Below are 19842 nucleotides of genomic sequence, written 5' to 3' on the forward strand. Positions count from 1 at the left end.
TTTCGTACCCCTAAGGGCTATGCTTGGCTAAAACTCATTATATAGAATATATAAAAGATTTTCAACCTTTTTTTATCTCTTTATACCAGCAGGCACAAGGATTTTCAACCTTTTTACCTGCTGATATGATTTATTTTACTCTTTTAAGTCGAAAGGCACGGCAAAATGCCTTTCTGAGTTGTCAAACTATTATTTTGACTTTTCAGCGATAACCTTCTCCTGAACACTCTTTGGACACTGAGCGTATCTCTCAAAGAACATTGAATAGTTACCACGTCCCTGTGTAGATGAACGAAGCTCTGTTGAGTAACCGAACATCTCTGCAAGTGGAACGAATGCTCTGACGATCTTACCACCGCCGATATCATCCATACCTTCGATCTGGCCTCTCTTAGCATTTAAGCTTCCGATTACATCACCTAAGTATTCCTCAGGCATTGTAACTTCAACCTTCATGATAGGCTCCAGAAGAACTGGGTTTGCCTTAGCCATAGCATCCTTGAAAGCCATAGAACCAGCGATGTGGAATGCCATTTCTGATGAATCGACTTCATGGTATGAACCATCGTATACATTTGCATGAACACCAAGTACTGGGTATCCACCAAGAATACCAGCCTTAGCAGCTTCTTCGATACCTTCACCGACTGCTGGGATATATTCCTTAGGAATAGCACCACCAACAACTGTGGATTCGAACTTGAATGTCTCTTCGCCGTTTGGATCCATTGGCTCGAACTTAACTTTACAGTGACCATACTGACCACGACCACCTGACTGCTTAGCATATTTGCTATCAACGTCAACAGCCTTGGTAAATGTCTCTTTGTAAGCAACCTGAGGTGCACCTACGTTAGCCTCAACCTTGAACTCACGAAGCAGACGGTCAACAATAACCTCAAGGTGAAGCTCACCCATACCGGCGATGATTGTCTGTCCTGTTTCTTTATCTGTATGTGCTCTGAATGTAGGATCTTCTTCAGCAAGCTTTGCAAGAGCCTCGCCCATCTTACCCTGATCATTCTTTGTCTTAGGCTCGATAGCAAGCTCGATAACTGGCTCTGGGAATTCCATTGACTCAAGGATAACCGGATGCTGCTCATCACAGATTGTATCACCAGTTGTTGTTACTTTGAAACCAACAGCAGCTGCGATATCACCAGCGTAAACCTTATCAATTTCCTTACGAGCATTTGCATGCATCTGTACGATACGTCCTACACGCTCTTTCTTGTCTTTTGTTGCATTTAATACATATGAACCTGAGTTCAATGTACCTGAATATACTCTGAAGAATGCTAACTTACCAACGAATGGGTCTGTCATGATCTTGAATGCCAATGCAGCAAATGGTTCTTCATCTGATGAATGACGAACTACATCATTTCCTTCAGGATCTACACCTGTGATATCAGGGATATCTGTAGGAGCTGGCATATATTCAATAACACCATCAAGCATCTTCTGAACACCCTTATTCTTGTATGCGGAACCAAGGAATACCGGAACTGCTTCACAAGCAATAGTTGCTCTACGAAGAACTTTCTTCATTTCGTCGATTGAAGGCTCTTCACCCTCAAGGTACATCATCATTAAGTCATCATCTAACTCGCAGATCTTCTCTACAAGGTTCTCATGCCATTTGTCAGCAAGCTCTTTTAAGTCATCAGGGATCGTTGTGATCTCGATGTCTTCACCCTTATCATCTTTATAATAGTATGCATCCATCTCAAATAAGTCGATCAGACCGATGAAATCGGATTCTTTACCGATAGGAATCTGAACTGGAATTGCATTCTTGCCCAGACGATCAATAATTGTCTGAACTGAGTAGAAAAAGTCAGCACCCATTTTATCCATCTTGTTGATGAATGCCATACGTGGAACGTTGTATGTGTCAGCCTGACGCCATACGTTTTCTGACTGAGGCTCTACACCAGCCTTTGCATCGAATACACCAACGGCGCCATCAAGTACACGAAGTGAACGCTCTACTTCTACAGTAAAGTCTACGTGACCTGGAGTATCAATGATGTTGATTCTGTGCTCTAAAGCACCAGCCTTTGGTTTGTGATGATCCTCTAATGTCCAGTGACAGGTTGTAGCAGCGGAAGTGATTGTAATACCTCTTTCCTGCTCCTGCTCCATCCAGTCCATAGTAGCTGTACCATCATGAGTATCACCGATTTTATAGTTAACACCGGTATAGTATAAGATTCTCTCTGTAAGAGTTGTCTTACCAGCATCGATATGAGCCATAATACCAATGTTTCTTGTTCTGTCCAATGGATATTCTCTTCCAGCCAACGGATTGTCCTCCTTTTATTATTCTGTAGACGGCACAGATTAGAATCTGTAGTGAGCAAATGCCTTGTTTGCTTCTGCCATCTTGTGCATATCTTCTTTTCTCTTTACAGATGCACCTGTGTTATTAGCTGCATCCATGATCTCTCTTGCAAGTCTTTCTTCCATGGTCTTTTCACTTCTGGCACGTGAAAATGTTGTTAACCAACGAAGTCCAAGAGCCTGTCTTCTATCTGGTCTTACATCGATAGGTACCTGATATGTTGCACCACCGATACGTCTTGCCTTAACCTCGAGTAATGGCATGATGTTGTTCATAGCCTCTTCAAATACCTCGATAGCGTCCTTACCAGTTTCAGTTGCGATACGGTCGAATGCACCGTAAACAATCTTCTGAGCAACACCCTTCTTACCATCTAACATTACGTTGTTGATAAGCTTGGTAACCACCTTGTTATTGTAAATTGGATCCGCTAATACGTCTCTCTTTGCGATATGTCCTTTACGTGGCACGGTTCTTCCCTCCTTAATATTTATTAATTCTTCGGTACTCACATTATAAAATGTGTTCGTGCTGTTATTTCCATCTCTTCTATCTATCTGATGTTTTCTGCATTTTTATGCATCAACACCTTATCTCATAGCAAAAACATGGCCTAACCAGCACATTTTTTTGGAATGTTTCCAATAATACGGTTTTAATTACTTCTTAGCATCTTTTGGACGCTTAGCACCGTACTTAGAACGAGCCTGACGTCTCTTTGCAACACCTGCTGTATCAAGAGTACCTCTGATGATATGGTATCTTGTACCAGGTAAGTCCTTTACTCTACCACCACGGATAAGAACTACGCTATGCTCCTGAAGGTTGTGACCTTCACCTGGAATATAACTTGTAACTTCGATACCGTTTGATAAACGAACTCTGGCGATCTTTCTCAGAGCTGAGTTAGGCTTCTTAGGAGTAGCTGTCTTAACTGCTGTACAAACTCCTCTCTTCTGTGGAGAGCTTGTCTCAGTTGGCTTCTTCTTTAATGAGTTGAAACTTCTCTGAAGAGCTGGTGCAGTTGACTTCTTCTCTACTGTCTGTCTTCCCTTTCTAACTAACTGGTTAAATGTTGGCATGTTTTCACCTCCTACTTTCAAAATAAAAAATAATATAAGGCATACGTTCTCACGCATGCCTTACCATTATATATATTGAAATTATTCGTGTCAAGCACTTTTCAAATTTATTTATTCGTTATCAGATGTCTCTGCCTCTACAGATTCCAAGTCTGAAGCATTTTCTTCCGCCTCATCCTCTGCATCTGCATCGGTATCAACTGCATCTTCTAACTCTGTGCTTTCCAGATCATCTCCGAAGTCGATCTCGTCATCATCATCAAAGAAGTTGATCTCATCCATCTCTGTATCAAGCTTTACAGAACGATAACGCTTCATACCTGTACCTGCTGGGATCAGCTTACCGATAATAACGTTCTCTTTCAGACCATTAAGCGGATCTACCTTACTCTTAATAGCTGCATCTGTAAGAACCTTTGTTGTCTCCTGGAAGGACGCTGCTGACATGAAGGAATCTGTAGCAAGTGATGCCTTTGTAATACCAAGCATTACCTGTGAGCCTTCTGCCGGCTGTTTGCCTTCTGCGATGAGCTGCTCATTTGTATCTTCAAAATCAAGAACGTCAACCAGTGTTCCCGGAAGGTAGGATGAATCTCCGTTATCCTCGATCCTGATCTTCTTTAACATCTGACGAACAATGATCTCGATATGCTTATCATTGATATCAACACCCTGAAGTCTGTATACTCGCTGTACTTCACGAAGCATGTAATCCTGAACTGCACGGATACCTTTGATCTTTAAGATATCATGCGGATTAACAGAACCTTCTGTTAATTCATCACCGGCTTCCAGAACCTGATCGTCCAGAACCTTGATACGGGAACCATAAGGAATCAAGTATGCCTTTGATTCGCCTGTCTCGTCATTTGTGATAACAACTTCTCTCTTCTTCTTATTATCACGAAGCTGAACCTTACCGCCAAACTCTGCGATGATCGCAAGTCCCTTTGGCTTTCTTGCTTCGAACAACTCTTCTACTCTAGGAAGACCCTGTGTAATATCATCACCGGCAACACCACCAGTATGGAACGTTCTCATGGTAAGCTGTGTACCAGGCTCACCGATTGACTGAGCTGCGATGATTCCGGCAGCTTCACCAACCTGTACCGGCTGTCCGGTTGCCATGTTGGCACCATAACATTTTGCACATACACCAAGGTGTGACTTACATGTCAGGATCGTTCTGATCTTAATCTTTGCATCCTGTCTTGTAACACCTGTATCCGGATCAAGGAACGGAACACCGTTTGAATCTACACCCTGATTTACGATCAGAGCAGCTCTCTTTGGTGATACCATGTGGTTTGCCTTAACTAAAAGGTTACCATCTTTATCGTATACAGATTCTGCAAGGTAACGACCTGTAATTCTCTCCTGGAAGGATTCGATTACTTCTTTGCCTTCCATGAATGCTTCTACTTCCATACCAGGAATTGCTTTTCCTGCACAACAATCTGTCTCGCGAATGATCAGATCCTGTGATACGTCAACCAGACGTCTGGTCAGGTATCCTGAATCGGCTGTACGAAGCGCTGTATCGGACAGACCCTTACGAGCACCATGCGCTGAAATGAAATACTCCAGAACGTCAAGACCTTCACGGAAGTTTGACTTAATCGGAAGTTCGATCGTACGACCGGTTGTATCTGCCATCAGACCACGCATACCAGCCAGCTGTTTGATCTGCTGGTTAGATCCACGGGCACCGGAATCTGCCATCATGAAGATGTTGTTATATTTATCAAGTCCGTCCAGAAGGGCTTTTGTCAGAACCTTATCGGCTTCTTCCCAAACCTTAACAACAGCGAGGTATCTCTCCTCCTCTGTCATAAGACCACGTCTGAACATCTTTGTGATCTTGTCAACCTGAGTCTGAGCATCTGCAAGGATCTGCTTCTTCTCGTCCGGCACCTTCATATCTGAAATAGATACTGAAATAGCACCTCTGGTTGAATACTTGTAACCGATTGCCTTTACGTCATCCAGAACTTCTGCAGTCTTGGTTGCGCCATGTGTATTGATACATTTGTCAAGGATCGGCTTTAACTGTTTCTTACCAACATGGAAATCAATCTCAAGTTTCAGGATATTGTCAGGATTTGTTCTGTCAACATATCCAAGATCCTGAGGAATGATCTCGTTGAACAGCAAACGACCGAGTGTAGTATCGATGATACCTGTAACCTCTGTTCCGTCTTCTGTCGTAACAGTTCTTCTTACTTTTATCTTAGAATGGAGAGTGATCTCCTTGTTCTCATATGCAAGCAGTGCTTCGTTCTTTGACTTGAAGAACTTGCCTTCTCCGATATCGCCATCCTTCTCCATTGTCAGATAGTAGATACCAAGAACCATATCCTGTGAAGGAACGGCAACCGGAGCACCATCTGAAGGCTTCAGAAGGTTATTAGGGGACAGGAGCAGGAATCTACATTCTGCCTGTGCCTCAACTGTAAGCGGAAGGTGAACAGCCATCTGGTCACCATCGAAATCGGCGTTGAACGCTGTACATACCAGTGGATGAAGCTTGATTGCCTTACCTTCTACAAGGATAGGCTCAAATGCCTGGATACCCAGTCTGTGAAGTGTAGGAGCACGGTTTAACATAACCGGATGCTCTTTGATTACATCTTCCAGTACATCCCAAACTTCCGGCTCAAGCTTTTCTACCATCTTCTTAGCAGCTTTAATGTTATTCGCTCTGCCGCTGGCTGTCAGTTCTTTCATAACAAATGGCTTGAATAATTCGATAGCCATTTCCTTTGGAAGACCACACTGATAAATCTTAAGTTCCGGTCCTACTACGATAACGGAACGTCCTGAATAGTCAACACGCTTACCAAGAAGGTTCTGACGGAAACGTCCCTGCTTACCCTTTAACATATCGGACAGAGACTTTAATGCTCTGTTACCCGGGCCTGTTACAGGACGGCCTCTTCTACCATTATCAATTAACGCATCAACAGCTTCCTGAAGCATTCTCTTCTCGTTTCTGACAATGATGTCAGGAGCGTTCAGATCAAGAAGTCTTCTTAAACGGTTATTTCTGTTGATAATTCTTCTATATAAGTCATTCAGGTCAGATGTAGCAAATCTGCCGCCATCCAACTGAACCATAGGTCTGATATCCGGTGGGATAACCGGAATAACATCCATGATCATCCACTCCGGCTTATTCTCAGAATTACGGAATGCTTCAACAACTTCCAGTCTCTTGATGATTCTGGCTCTCTTCTGTCCGCTTGAATTCTTAAGCTCAGCCTTTAATTCTTCGCTTTCTTTATCCAGATCGATTGCTCTTAAGAGCTCCTGAATGGACTCAGCACCCATTCCTGCACGGAAGGAGCCGTATCCGAAGTCCTCTTCAGCCTTTCTGTATTCCTGCTCTGTCAGAACTTGCTTATAAGTAAGCGGTGTGTCCTTTGGATCAAGAACGATATAAGATGCAAAGTATAATACCTTTTCAAGTACTCTTGGAGAAATATCAAGGATCAGTCCCATACGGCTAGGAATACCTTTGAAATACCAGATATGGGATACCGGTGCTGCAAGCTCGATATGACCCATACGCTCTCTACGAACGCTGGCCTTTGTAACCTCTACACCGCATCGATCACAGATAATACCTTTATATCTGATCTTCTTATATTTACCGCAATGACATTCCCAGTCCTTGCTAGGTCCAAATATTCTCTCGCAGAACAAACCGTCTTTTTCCGGTTTTAATGTTCTGTAGTTGATAGTCTCAGGTTTCTTAACCTCACCATGTGACCATTCTCTGATTTTTTCAGGAGATGCAAGTCCGATTCTAATTGCGTCAAAGCTTAAAGCCTGTTCCTGTTCTGGAGTTTCCATGTTAAATTCTGGCATCTTACAAAATCTCCTTTCTAAAATTCATCATCCGAGTTGCCATCATAGTCGTCATTGTAATCATCCAGATATTCTCCGTCTGATAATGATGTCAGCTCATCATTTTCATCTGTTCCGCTGAAGCCCGCTTCTTCAAATTCACGTTCATCAGCTTCCCGTTTATCATCATCGATCATGCTCTTAACATTCTCGTCATACGCTTCGATCGTCTCACCGAGATCAACCTCTGTCATATCGTCTTTTACAACTCTGACATCGAGACCAAGTGACTGGAATTCCTTCAGCAGTACCTTGAATGACTCAGGGATACCAGGTGTAGGAATATTCTCACCCTTAATGATCGCTTCATATGTCTTAACACGTCCGATTACATCATCCGACTTAACAGTCAGGATTTCCTGTAATGTATATGATGCACCGTATGCTTCCAGTGCCCAAACTTCCATCTCACCGAAACGCTGTCCACCGAACTGAGCTTTACCACCCAGAGGCTGCTGTGTAACTAATGAGTACGGACCGGTTGAACGTGCATGGATCTTATCATCAACCAGATGGTGGAGCTTAAGATAATGCATGTAACCGATTGTTACAGGGCTGTCAAATTCTTCACCGGTTCTACCGTCACGAAGCTGTACCTTACCGGTTCTGTCGATCGGAACGCCCTTCCATTCTTCTCTGTGGTCTCTGTTCTCATAGAGGTAATTCATTACTTCTTCCGAAACAGAGTCTTTATATTTCTCATAGAAATCTTCCCACTCGGTATTTGCATAATCATTCGCCATCTCAAGAGTATCCATGATATCAAACTCGTCTGCACCATCAAACACAGGAGTTGAAACCTTGAATCCGAGAACCTGTGAAGCAAGACCAAGATGGATTTCAAGAACCTGTCCGATATTCATACGTGAAGGAACGCCCAGTGGGTTCAACACGATATCGAGCGGACGACCATTTGGAAGGAATGGCATATCTTCTACCGGAAGTACACGGGAAATTACACCCTTGTTACCATGACGACCAGCCATCTTATCTCCTACCTGGATCTTTCTCTTCTGAGCAATGTATACTCTGACTGATTTATTAACACCCGGTGAAAGTTCATCACCGTTTTCTCTTGTGAAGATCTTGGTATCCATGATGACACCAAATGCTCCATGAGGAACCTTCAGGGAAGTATCTCTTACTTCTCTTGCCTTCTCACCAAAGATGGCACGAAGGAGTCTTTCCTCTGCTGTCAGTTCTGTCTCTCCCTTAGGAGTAACCTTACCGACAAGGATATCTCCGGCACGAACCTCAGCACCGATACGGATAATACCATTCTCATCCAGATCCTTTAATGCATCATTGGACAGTCCAGCAAGATCTCTTGTGATCTCTTCCGGTCCGAGCTTGGTATCTCTCGCTTCGCATTCGTACTCCTCAATATGAATAGATGTATATACATCATCTTTTACAAGTCTTTCACTTAAAAGAACAGCATCCTCGTAGTTGTAACCTTCCCAGGTCATGAAACCGATCAGAGGGTTCTTTCCAAGTGCGATCTCTCCACCTGAAGTAGATGGTCCGTCTGCGATAACCTCTCCAGCCTTAACATGCTCGCCCTTGAATACGATAGGTCTCTGGTTCATACAGTTACCCTGATTGCTTCGTGCGAACTTGATAACGTGGTAGATATCCTTTGTTCCATCTTCATCTGCCTTAATACAGATTTCCTTACTTGTGGAATATTCAACTACACCATCTCTCTTTGCAACGATACATACACCTGAATCAACAGCTGCCTTTGCTTCCATACCGGTACCTACAACGGCTGATTCGGTAAGCATAAGCGGAACTGCCTGACGCTGCATGTTTGATCCCATCAGAGCACGGTTTGCATCATCGTTCTCAAGGAAAGGAATCATGGATGTAGCAACTGAGAATACCATCTTAGGAGAAACGTCCATCAGATCAACTCTTGATTTCGGGAACTCTGTTGTATCCTCTCTGTATCTTCCTGATACGTTGTTATTTACGAAATGACCATCTGCATCCAGAGGTTCATTTGCCTGTGCAACTCTGTAATTATCTTCTTCATCTGCCGTCAGATAAATAACCTCATCTGTAACTACAGGGTTTGCAGGATCTGATTTATCCAGTTTTCTGTATGGTGCTTCTACAAAACCATACTCATTGATTCTTGCATAAGTAGCCAGAGAGTTGATCAGACCGATGTTAGGACCTTCAGGAGTCTCGATAGGACACATTCTACCATAATGAGTATAGTGTACATCTCGAACCTCGAATCCTGCTCTGTCTCGTGACAGACCACCGGGACCAAGGGCTGATAATCTTCTCTTATGAGTCAGCTCAGACAATGGATTGTTCTGATCCATGAACTGTGACAACTGGGAACTTCCGAAGAATTCCTTAACTGCTGCTGTTACAGGCTTGATGTTGATCAGAGACTGTGGAGTGATCGTCTCTACGTCCTGAGTCGTCATTCTCTCTCTTACAACTCTTTCCAGTCTGGAAAGACCGATTCTATACTGATTCTGAAGAAGTTCTCCGACTGCACGGATACGTCTGTTACCCAGGTGATCGATATCATCCTTTGTTCCAATACCATATTCAAGGTGAATGTTGTAGTTAATTGAAGCGATAATGTCTTCTTTTGTTATATGCTTTGGAACAAGGTCAGATGCATCTCTTGCGATAGCTGCCTTTAATTCTTCTTCGTCTGAATATTCATTTAAAAGGGTTTCAAGAACAGGATAGTATACACCCTCATGGATACCTACTTCAGCAGGATCAAATCCAACATACTTGGACAGATCTACTACCATATTTGAAAGCACCTTTACATTACGTTCTTCTGTCTGGATCATAACATATGGTACAGCAGCATCCTGGATATCCTTTGCCTGTGCTCTTGTAAGTGTCGTGCCTGCTTCTGCGATCACTTCACCGGTTGCCGGATCGATCGCATCCTCTGCAAGTATCTGACCTGTAATTCTGTTCTGGAATGCCAGCTTCTTATTGAACTTATAACGTCCAACCTTTGCAAGATCATAACGTCTTGGATCAAAGAACATTGCATTGATCAGGTTCTCTGCACTCTCTACTGCAAGAGGCTCACCCGGTCTTATTTTTTTGTACAGCTCAAGAAGACCATCCTGATATGTCTCAGAAGGATCCTTTTCAATACTTGCTAAAATCTTTGGTTCTTCGCCAAACAGATCGATAATCTCTGCATTTGTTCCGATTCCCAGTGAACGGATAAGTACTGTGATAGGCACCTTTCTGGTTCTATCTACACGAACATAGAAAACATCATTCGAATCTGTTTCGTACTCTAACCATGCACCACGGTTTGGGATAACTGTACAGGAGTACAGCTTCTTACCAATCTTATCATGTGCAATATCATAGTAGATACCAGGTGAACGCACCAACTGGCTTACGATAACTCGCTCTGCACCGTTGATCACAAATGTACCTGTCTCGGTCATAAGAGGAAGATCACCCATGAAAATCTCATGTTCTGACATTTCCTTTGCGTCATTTGCATGGAGTCTTACTTTTACTTTAAGCGGTGCAGCATATGTTGCATCTCTTTCCTTGCACTCTTCGATTGAGTACTTCACATCATCTCTACATAACTGGAAATCTACAAACTCAAGACTAAGCTGTCCTGTATAGTCAGTAATAGGAGAGATATCTTTAAATGCCTCCTTCAGACCATCGGTAAGGAACCACTGGTATGAGTTTTTCTGAACTTCGATAAAGTTAGGCATCTCCAGTACATCTTTCTGTCTGGAATAACTCATTCGGATACCTTTACCAGATTGAACAGGACTAATTCTGTTTTTTTCCATCGACACATTCACCCCTTGGAATTTATTTTTAAGCGTATATTCTGTTGAAATGCTTACATTTAACCGAAATATATTAGCCGTGTCATTATATGTCTGGTTCGAACGCAAACCAACCCATAGTATAGACATCCTACACTGTATCACATTTTCAAGGTATATGTCAAGAAATATTTGGAATTTTTTATTAAAGAATTGTATATGAACTTTTATCCATATTTATATGCCCCTCTGCATTCTTTTGAAACAGCCTGCAGCGGTATTATTACAGAACAGATACATAACGCTGACTATATCATGTCGTATCTGTGTTCAGAATCTTATAATCACTTATTCGGTCTCAACTGCTCTTATTGATAAAAATGATCAGTTCGCCGGAACTTTGACAAAAACGACCTGGCAGGTAATTCTCCCGCCAGGTCGAAAGATATTCATAAATACAAGGAATAAAATTACTTTAATGTAACCTTAGCGCCTTCAGCCTCTAACTTAGTCTTAGCTTCCTCAGCCTCGTCCTTTGAAGCTCCCTCTTTGATAACCTTTGGAGCGCCATCAACAGCGTCCTTAGCTTCCTTTAAGCCAAGACCTGTGATCTCACGAACAACCTTGATAACCTTAACCTTGTTAGGACCAACTTCTGTAAGTTCGATATCGAATGAATCCTTCTCTTCTACTGCTGGAGCGTCTCCGCCTGCTGCTGCTACAACAACACCTGCTGCTGCTGATACGCCGAATTCTTCCTCACATGCTTTAACTAAGTCATTTAATTCTAATACTGATAAACCTTTGATTACTTCAATAATTTCCTGAGTTGTCATTATTATTTCCTCCATTAATATAATATAGTTTAATAATTGCTGCTTCTATTAAATAGAAGCCGATGTGCCTGTATGCACAAATAATTAAGCTTCCTTCTGTTCTGCAATCTGCTTGATAACACGAGCGAAGTTTGCAATAGGTGACTGGATACTTCCAAGGAATTTGGAAATAAGTACTTCTCTTGAAGGAATGTTTGCAATAACTGCGATACCTGCTGCATCGTAGAATGTACCTTCTACAACGCCACCCTTAAGCTCAAGTGCCGGAGCAGTCTTTGCGAAGTTAGCCAGGATTCTGGCTGCTGCTGTAGCATCTGTCTTACAGATAGCTAATCCGGTAGGTCCTTCGAGACATGGCTTCAGTCCCTCGAACTCTGTGCCTTCAATAGCGAAGTTGATCATGGTGTTCTTGTATACCTTATAAACAACCCCAGCTTCTCTTAACTGCTTACGAAGCTGTGTGTCCTGCTCAACTGTAAGTCCACGGTAGTCAACTACAACTGCTGTCTGAGCACCATCTAAGTTAGCTTTGATTTCTTCAACTACTGGCTTCTTAATCTCTACCTTTGCCATAATGCGCCTCCTTGTTTTACTAATGACTGCACATAGTTAACAGAAAGCATCTTCTGCTAAAATAAGAAAAGCTCTCTGTCGATAAGACAGAGAGCATATAGTTAAAATAATATTAACGATATATTCCTCGGTAGGTGTTTTTCAACTTATGCCATCCGGCACCTACTGTCTTCGGCAGTTCATCGGGAGATACTTTACCATAACACAAGGAATATGTCAATACGTTTTTTCACTTTTTGATGTAAATTTTCACTTTTCCATGTAAATTTACACTTTTTCGTGCAAATACTTTTGCTCACATTATTTATGATGTGTAATTCTTTTATATCTGTTTTTGTCTGGATCTTATTCTTCCCATTTCTTTACAAGGATACTTGCATTGTGTCCGCCAAATCCAAGAGAATTGCTCAGTGCATATGTAATGTCCTTATGAACGCCCTCACCCTTTGTATAATTCAGGTCGATCTCGCCTTCTGTCTCACGAAGACCTACTGTTGGGTGAATGTATCCATCTTCGATAGATTTTACGCATGTAATAAATTCAACTGCTCCGGCCGCGCCAAATAAATGACCGATCATGGATTTTGTAGAATTGATATTTACATTATATGCATCCTCACCAAATGCTTTCTTAATGGCTCTTGTTTCATAAAGATCATTGTGGTGGGTACTTGTTCCGTGTGCATTGATATAATCAACGTCTGCCGGTGTAATGCCAGCCTCGTTGATCGCGAGTGTCATGGCTCTTGCTGCACCCTCTCCATCCTCGGCAGGGGATGTAATGTGAAATGCATCACAGGTGGAACCATATCCGACAACCTCGGCAAGGATCTTTGCTCCTCTTGCCTGCGCATGCTCCAGAGATTCCAGAACTACGACTCCAGCTCCTTCACCGATAACGAATCCACATCTGTCTTTGTCAAACGGAATCGACGCACGATCTGCTTCTGTTGCACTTGAAAGAGCTGTCATGGAGATAAATCCTGAAACATTTGTCTCACAGATCGGTGATTCAGCGCCTCCGGCTACCATCACATCTGCATCTCCGACCTGAATATAACGATATGCCTCGCCAATGCTGTTTGTTCCTGTCGCACATGCTGTTACAACATCTGTACATTTGCCCTTTAAGCCATATGCGATCGCTACATTTCCGGCTGCCATATTCGAGATCATCATAGGAACCATCATTACACTGACACGGTTTGCCTTACCATTCATAACCTTGGCATGTTCCTTTTCGATCGTAGCTACACCGCCAAGTCCGTTACCGATACAGGTTCCGAATCTTGTCAGGTCTTCTTTCTCAAGATCAATACCCGCATTCCTGATTGCTTCGCCTGTAGCTGCAACTGCATACTGGCAGAACGGCTCCATTCTTCTGGCTGCCTTTGGATCCATATATTGTTTCGGATCAAAATCTTTTACTTCAGCACCCATTTTGCATTTATATTCGGATACATCAAATTTTGTAATCTCGCCAATACCTACTTTATTCTTCTTAATGCCATCCCAGAATTCTTCTACGTTATTTCCAATCGGGGTTACAGCGCCCATTCCTGTTACAACTACTCTTTTCATCTCGTTTTCCTTTCAAAAGACAATCTATCCATTTAGTACATATCATATAAATATGTACCGCCGTAATGCTCATTGTACCATTTCACCTGCCGGTTCAATGTTGGTTTCGCATTATGCTGGTATGTACAAACACATCCCATCGCAATGCTCATTGTACCATCTCGTTTTTAAAACCGCAAGTGTTGGTCTGTTTCTCTTTCAAAATATCTATTTCTCTTTCAGAATATCCATCATCTCAGCGATCATTTCTTCATCCTGAAGCCGGAACAGAATCTCTACTCGTCTGGATGCTTCCAGATCGACAGATCCATCCTCCTTATAAATCGGATTGCTGTAGGACTTTCCATTTGCCGTCAGCACACTTCGAAGCAGTTCAACATCCGTGGAGCTTATGATCCCGTTACTCTCAGTCAGACAATACTTTGCAACAGAAAAGGCTCTCTGCTGGGAAAGTTCAAGATTATAAATATAAGATCCATTCGTATCTGTATGACCTTCTATAATAATCTCCGATACATAATCACGATATTTTTCATCTAACAGCACATTACAATATTTTGGAAGAAATTCTTTTAAGAACGTCTTTCCTTCTTCCTTCAGATCACTGTCTGCTACATCAAACAAAACGCTTGCATCAAATGTGATCGCTCCGGTTTTTTCATCAACTTTTACATTTAACGAACTGTCTGCAAACTCATCGCGGAGAGCCGCCACCAGATCACTTCGGATGCCTGCGATACGGTCAAGCTCCTCCTGCTGGTCTTTTAAGAGCTGTTCCTGCTCTTTAATGATCTCCTTCTGCTTATCAAGCTCTGCCTGTTTGCTCTCGTACTGGCTCTTTGACTGCATCAGTGTAAATGAAATGATCAGGATAAAGATCAGAAGGAGTGCTGCCATCATATCGGAATAAGACAGCCAGTAGGAGGTTTCTTCTTCCTCCGGTCTTCTTCGTTTCTTGCTCATGCCTTATCCCTCCCTGCTGCTCTGTTCGATCGCTCTCGGGCGGTTCAATCTGCCACGGAAGATATCATTCTGATCCTTTGTCAGGATACGGATATCCTCGATGTCCTCATGCATAGATTTCAGATAAGCCAATGTCTCCTCGATGGCTTTCTGTGTTGCTATCGTTGCTTCCAACTGTTTCTTCTGAAAATCCAGTTCCAGATTACCGTTATCGTAAGTCGCATCCGGACGTACATACCGTTTGAACTCTGCTACAAATTCATCCAGCTTATGATATGCCTGTTCCAGAACCGTCTTAAAGATCAGATTAAATGTCAGGGAAAAGATCATTCCATAGATAGAGGTATGGAATGCAACCTTGATACCATCCATCAGAGGTCCGATACTGTTCGTGATCTCTTCTGCTGATCCAGTGTTAAATGCCTGAAGTCCGATTGACAGACCGATAAAGGTACCAAGAATACCAAGTCCGGTCATGGCACCCGGCACCAGATTCAGACGACCCTTTTCTACTGCATCATCGATCAACTGATAATTTATAAAATCTTCGATGTCACAGGCATATTTTCCTTCTTCATCCTGCTCCAGACGTTTCATTTCTTCCACATAATCTACATAGGAATTTCTCAGATGTTCCTCATTAAAGATACCATACCGGGTCTCGGTACGATACAGATCCCAAAGAAGCTTCTTTTCTTTTGCATAGTCGCCCTTGATATAGCTGATGGCTATACGAAAATCTTCCCCCATCTGGTCGATATGCTTCAGATGCTTATATGCATAGACAAATATCGCTCCCACGATTCCAAACATACAGACACTGATCAGCACATTTGCCGGATCCAGACTATCATTTGTCACATTCAGTAAAATACAGATGCCGAGCATCACCACATAGACAACAGGCAGCCACTTTTTATTCAGCTCTACCTTCATGTTCTGCTTCTTACGGAATGCTCTTGCCGCACGTTCATTCTGCGGCCGAATGGTTTTTAACCGGTTTCGTTTGTTCATTTTTTCGTTTCCTCTCGTATAATCTCATTCAGCCTTTTCATTCGTATCTGCCAAAGCGTTTCCCCATTCGTTTTATTGTAGCATTAATCCGCATTTTTTACCATCACAATGCGTAAAAAAACGGCACCAGATACAAATAAATTCTATTATCTGTATCTGATGCCGTATATTAACAATTCCGAATTAATACCATGTATCCGGATTATACGGATCGAATGTATGAACATCTATCTTATAATTCTTTTGCCAGAAATCAGCAACATTTTTATACGATGCGATTTGGATACAATGTTCATCAACACTTGTCAGAGGGGTCTGATCCATTCTGAATTCTGTAATCTTATGATAATCCTCCGGCAGGCATTTCATATATGTACTCTTATGGTTCGCCATATTACCATTTAGTTCTCCAAACATATAGCCGCCTTCATAGATCACCATTCCGATCGTGTGAAAATACATCTTTGTATGTTCATCATGAACCGCATTATAATTCTTGAGCGAACCATATATGGTCGGCTGCAGATTTCGATAATATTCTTTTTCCGAATCATTGTATACAACCATTCCATATGCTCCGTAGTATTTTGCTGCCTCGACCATATACCAGACCGCCCCGCAATTATATTCTTTATATGGAAATGAGCCTATATAAGCATCCAGTAACTGTATCATTTCTCCCATATCAAGATTTTTTGCAGATCTGTTATACTTCTTTTCATAGCCTGCTCTCAGTTTCTCGAACAGCCTGTTTACTTTTAAAACATCCGCCAGAGTTCCCCAGGTTGTAACCGATTCCTTCAGGGCTGTTTTTCTTTCTGCCTTTGTGATGCCTTCCATCTTGACCGTTTTTACTTTTTCTTTTCCATAATAAATAGAAAGATCATATGGTTTTTCTACCAAGCTGTCTATGTAAATATAGGTCATATATTTATATCCTGCATTTATATAAGGAGCAACGTTATAATATTCCATATTTATCTCTCCAAAGACTTCCCAAATGGACGATTCCAGTTTATGGGTGTTTGCTCCGAACAAAATCTTTATGTTTTTGTAATTTGGCAGATATGTTGTTGCCCCACCGGAACCATCAAGCACCGGCAGATCAGCCTCTCGGTATCCATATGAATCTCCATATTTCGCAATAAATTTTCTTGGATTTACCGGTTTCTTCGAATAGACAACAAGCCCTTTCCATTTGCTCACAACACCCTCACCCATATTATCCAGCCCGCCGATCTTTTCACCGCCGTCCTCGTATGACTCTGTTATGATCATCTGATTGTTATCGATTGTTTTCGGTTTTCTCCTCGTTTTGATAAAATACGGATTATCTTTTATGCCTGAGTTTTTTAGTGCATTTTTCCCGATCTTTTTTATCATCAGATTCTGCTTGTCCAGGTTCGTATACCACAGATTTTTGCAATTCTGAAATGCTCCTGCTTCAAATACCTTCAGATTGGATGCGTCATAGAAAATAAGAGTCAGAAGATTGGTACATCCGTAAAATGCCTGTTTTTTTACTGTACGGATGTTATTTCCCAATGTGACCTTCCATATTTTCTTGTTATTGTAAAACGCTTTTTTCCCAACAGACGTAACCTTAAAACTATAAGTTCCCTTATACTTTCCTGTCTTCGATGTAATCTTTATACTGGCAGGCACCATCACCTCAGTGCGCTTCTTTTTTGCTTTTTTTGTAAATCCCGTTACCTCTACCGTTTTCTTCTTCGGGGTCAGTGCGGTTATTCTGTAGGTATAATTCCCTACCGTGACTTTTGTTCCAACTTTTGCATTTTTGATCTTTACAGTCTTTGCTGCCGCAAGTTCCGGTGTCTCACTTTCCAACGCTGCCACATTTGCTGTAAACGGTCCACTCATGCACAACATGACTACCGCCATGCACCAGACAACGAACCGCTTTAATCTGCTTTTCATTTTTCCCATAATCATCTCTCCTTTACTTATAATCATGAATGTCAGGCATCTACTATAATAGACAGGATGACTCCTAAAAAAGTTTTAACATAGCCTTCAAAAAAAATCCAGATAGAGCATTTCTGCCATATCCGGACTTCTGCTAAAATATACATATTACCTGTTCTGCCTATGCTCTTATCCTATAATTGTCTTGATTTCCGTCTCACTCATATCGGTTACATCCATGATCTGCTCTAAGGAATAGCCTTTCTTATGCATTTTCAGGATAACCTCAGATTTTCCAATAGTCTTGCCTCGTGCTTCGCCTATTTTTTCGCCCTCTGACCTGCCAGCGGCTTCGCCCTTTGCATATCCCATTTCTTCTACGCCTTCACTCAGATTACACATGACTTTCACCTCATCTCTAATACCATTTCTGTCTACCGGTATGTCATACTCCTGTTTCATCAGCTTCAATTTCTGTTCCGCCGTCATTGTCTGCGATAGTAACGCTCCCAGCAATCGATGCAGTTCATATTGTTCTTCCTTTGGTGAAATCTCCCTCGCCAGTCCGATCATCACGATGTTAGGGATATCCAGATTGCCTTTCCAATCCTGTTCGCCAAGTAAATCATCTTTTACCATATGAATATGACTCAGACTGTTCTCTTTCATATTCATACAGATCCAGATGGAATACACCTGTTTGATCTCGTTATAGTCAGAACCTGTAAATTCCCGCTCTTTCTGGGATGACACCAGTCTTGCCGTATAGAAGATTGCCCGATTAAGTATGTGATACTTCGTCGGTTCATTTTTCTGCGCTTCCAGATTGATGATCATTTTCGCCAGTCCATCCCGCATCCATACATGGAAGATAATATCAAAATATATCTTTCCCTCATCAATTTCGGAACTTTCTGTATTCAGTCCGACAATCCGTTCACCGGTTCTGGCATCCACCGTTTCTTTGTTCGTTAATCCCGGTTCTACCGGAACCTGGCTGATATACGGTTCACCTTCAATCAATGATGCAACCGTATCTGCATCCATACCTTTAAATTCTTCTACTACCCTGATCAGTATATGCGCCAATATGATCTTCTGTCCAAGCAAGCGCTTGGCACTGGCATCATACTGTGCTTTCTGATCAGTAGCCTTGGAGGAATATACAATTTCGTTATCCATATTTCATCTCCTTTCCCGATAAAAAAGAATAACATGCATATTTTAGCTTTGTATATTGCCTCCGTCTCTCCAAGTTTGATTGTAACGGATATCAGAAAGGAAAACAAGTTTATAATTATTTATCAATATTTCGCAAAATCATTTAATAAACTTGTCGCAGCCTGTGGATTTCTCTTTTTTTCGATCAAATATTGAATAATCTTCTCCAACTCCTCCGCTGCATCAATCGTAATAAAAATCTTATATGCCATATTTTGTCCTCATATCTGCCACAAATGCATCTGCGTCTATACATGTTCCCTGCTCTGCGTGTTCCCTCGCATCTTCCAGTCTTTTCAGTACATCTTCTTCGGACATACTTTGATATATGTTGTTACTTCTTTTAATCTCAAATGGAAATCCATTTGCGGCTACTGCCTGTGTCAAAAAGATTCTTATCGCTGTCGTAGTATCTGTTCCCAAATCCTTGAACAAACTATCTGATTTTCTTTTTAATTCATCGTCTACTCTAACCTGAATTGTACTTGCCATATAGCGCCTCCTTCACTCTTGCTGTTGTATTGCATTTGTATTGATATATCAATATATTGTATTACTTTTATATGTTTATATTACAATATCAAATATAAAAA

General features: G+C 41.8%; 14 protein-coding genes and 1 other annotated feature. All 14 genes read right to left on the bottom strand.

What is annotated here, in order from left to right; genetic code table 11:
* Positions 1-189: 189 nt before the first annotated feature.
* A complete protein-coding gene (gene fusA / locus DWY07_RS04390; protein WP_084770701.1) occupies positions 190-2307 on the bottom strand; it encodes an elongation factor G in 2118 nt (705 codons plus the stop codon).
* Positions 2308-2346: 39 nt separating this feature from the next.
* The gene (gene rpsG, locus DWY07_RS04395) at positions 2347-2817 is read right to left on the bottom strand and encodes a 30S ribosomal protein S7 (protein WP_044945754.1); all 471 of its coding nucleotides are present in this window, start codon (positions 2815-2817) and stop codon (positions 2347-2349) included.
* A gap of 189 nt (positions 2818-3006) precedes the next feature.
* On the bottom strand, positions 3007-3429 hold the full coding sequence (gene rpsL / locus DWY07_RS04400) for a 30S ribosomal protein S12 (protein ID WP_044945751.1): 423 nt from the start codon (positions 3427-3429) through the stop codon (positions 3007-3009).
* A gap of 111 nt (positions 3430-3540) precedes the next feature.
* Complete coding sequence (gene rpoC / locus DWY07_RS04405; RefSeq protein WP_117822284.1) at positions 3541-7299, bottom strand: DNA-directed RNA polymerase subunit beta'; 3759 nt, start codon at positions 7297-7299, stop codon at positions 3541-3543.
* Positions 7300-7316: 17 nt separating this feature from the next.
* Complete coding sequence (locus DWY07_RS04410; protein ID WP_117822285.1) at positions 7317-11156, bottom strand: DNA-directed RNA polymerase subunit beta; 3840 nt, start codon at positions 11154-11156, stop codon at positions 7317-7319.
* A gap of 449 nt (positions 11157-11605) precedes the next feature.
* Positions 11606-11971 (bottom strand): 50S ribosomal protein L7/L12, encoded by a 366-nt coding sequence (gene rplL, locus DWY07_RS04415; protein ID WP_117822286.1) that lies wholly within the window; start codon positions 11969-11971, stop codon positions 11606-11608.
* Between the two features lie 84 nt (positions 11972-12055).
* Positions 12056-12544, bottom strand: a complete 489-nt coding sequence (rplJ, locus tag DWY07_RS04420; protein ID WP_008402032.1) for a 50S ribosomal protein L10 — start codon at positions 12542-12544, stop codon at positions 12056-12058.
* Between the two features lie 55 nt (positions 12545-12599).
* Positions 12600-12737: a sequence feature (ribosomal protein L10 leader region), on the bottom strand.
* A gap of 152 nt (positions 12738-12889) precedes the next feature.
* Positions 12890-14125: a beta-ketoacyl-ACP synthase II gene (gene fabF, locus DWY07_RS04425; protein WP_117822287.1), complete on the bottom strand. Its 1236-nt coding sequence runs from the start codon at positions 14123-14125 to the stop codon at positions 12890-12892.
* Between the two features lie 207 nt (positions 14126-14332).
* A complete protein-coding gene (locus DWY07_RS04430) occupies positions 14333-15088 on the bottom strand; it encodes an OmpA family protein (RefSeq protein ID WP_117822288.1) in 756 nt (251 codons plus the stop codon).
* Positions 15089-15091: 3 nt separating this feature from the next.
* Positions 15092-16102 (bottom strand): MotA/TolQ/ExbB proton channel family protein, encoded by a 1011-nt coding sequence (locus tag DWY07_RS04435; RefSeq protein ID WP_117822289.1) that lies wholly within the window; start codon positions 16100-16102, stop codon positions 15092-15094.
* Positions 16103-16285: 183 nt separating this feature from the next.
* Positions 16286-18049 carry a leucine-rich repeat domain-containing protein gene (locus tag DWY07_RS04440; protein WP_173784175.1) on the bottom strand — a complete coding sequence of 588 codons (1764 nt, stop codon included), beginning with the start codon at positions 18047-18049 and terminating at the stop codon, positions 16286-16288.
* A gap of 168 nt (positions 18050-18217) precedes the next feature.
* Positions 18218-19210, bottom strand: coding sequence for a hypothetical protein (locus DWY07_RS04445; protein ID WP_173784176.1), 993 nt, complete (start codon positions 19208-19210; stop codon positions 18218-18220).
* A gap of 122 nt (positions 19211-19332) precedes the next feature.
* Positions 19333-19461, bottom strand: coding sequence for a hypothetical protein (locus tag DWY07_RS13510; RefSeq protein WP_264293251.1), 129 nt, complete (start codon positions 19459-19461; stop codon positions 19333-19335).
* The gene (locus DWY07_RS04450) at positions 19451-19741 is read right to left on the bottom strand and encodes a type II toxin-antitoxin system RelB/DinJ family antitoxin (RefSeq protein WP_117822291.1); all 291 of its coding nucleotides are present in this window, start codon (positions 19739-19741) and stop codon (positions 19451-19453) included. The genes DWY07_RS13510 and DWY07_RS04450 overlap by 11 nt, the downstream gene beginning before the upstream one ends.
* Positions 19742-19842 lie beyond the last annotated feature (101 nt).

Origin of the sequence: Clostridium sp. AF23-6LB, assembly GCF_003461085.1 — a bacterium.
Classification (GTDB): domain Bacteria; phylum Bacillota; class Clostridia; order Lachnospirales; family Lachnospiraceae; genus Coprococcus; species Coprococcus ammoniilyticus.